Origin of the sequence: Clostridium lapidicellarium, assembly GCF_041224415.1 — a bacterium.
Lineage (GTDB): Bacteria > Bacillota > Clostridia > Clostridiales > Clostridiaceae > Clostridium_B > Clostridium_B lapidicellarium.
Map to the genome: position 1 here is coordinate 1 of NZ_JBGFFE010000056.1, position 1,220 is coordinate 1,220.

Consider the following 1,220-nt stretch of genomic DNA (forward strand, 5'->3'; position numbering starts at 1 on the left):
CACCATACGTTCCATCCTTTTACAGGAATTCATCCTGTCTCCTAAGGCAAAACGCACTTCTAAGAGGGCCCTATATACTAAACTTAAAGATATGCAAAAATCTACAAAGTCAAAAAAGAAGGCTAGTATTATTCAAAGCTCTATCCTTGATATAGAAGATGTCCACCCCAGGCGCCCAAGGTGTGCCTACTTTGGGGAAATGCTTCAGATGGATGCCTCCCTTCATCCCTGGTTTGGCGGAGAAAAAAGTCAGCTTCATATAGCTGTAGATGATGCCACAGGTGCTATTGTAGGTGCTTATTTCGATGCCCAAGAAACGCTAAACGGTTATTACCATGTACTTGAGCAAATACTGCAAACCTACGGTATTCCTTATATGTTTTACACCGATAGACGTACAGTTTTTGAGTATAAGCAGAAAAAATCCCCTTCTATCGAAGAGGACACTTTTACTCAATTCGGTTATGCCTGCAAGCAGTTAGGAATTGAGATTAAAACCAGCAGCATTCCACAAGCCAAGGGGCGTGTGGAAAGAATGTTCCAAACACTGCAATCACGACTTCCTATCGAATTGCGTCTAGCTGGTATAAGCTCACTTGACCGTGCAAATGAATTTTTAAATTCCTACATAAAAAAATTCAATGATCAGTTTGCCTTACCTGTTGATAATATCAAATCTGTATTCGAAACGCAACCCGATATTGAAAAAATTAATTTAATTCTTGGTGTACTTGCCAGTAGGAAAGTAGACAACGGTAGCTGTGTAAAATACAATAAAGGATATTATCTTCCGGTAGATGCCAATGGTCACCCGGTATATTATCATAAAGGTACCTGCGGTATGGTAATAAAGGCATTTAACAGTGATCTATATTTCTGTGTAGGCGAAAAAGTTCATGCACTTGAACTGCTTCCAGATCATGCTCTTTCATCAAAGAATTTTGATCTTGCAAAAACTTCAAAAGCTCCAAAGAAGCACTATATACCTCCGATGAGTCATCCATGGAAACGGGCTTCATTTGAACGTTATTGCAATAAGCAAGCTCATCGACAGAGAGAAAACATAGCTTAAAGAACTAAAAAACCCCTTATTTAAAAAGTTTTAAGTTGAGAGATGTGTTTGCCATACCTAAAAATAATGTTATAAGCACAACAAAGCACCAGCAATTACTGGTGCTAATAATTAAAACTTTTTGGGACATTTTCAAAATTAGTTGACA

1 protein-coding gene is annotated in these 1,220 nt (G+C 38.1%); it reads left to right on the forward strand.

From position 1 onward, the window contains the following. Positions 1-1,072 (forward strand): ISNCY family transposase (locus AB8S09_RS15750; protein WP_369869553.1); only part of this gene is annotated, 1,072 nt, incomplete at its 5' end. Positions 1,073-1,220: the final 148 nt, after the last annotated feature.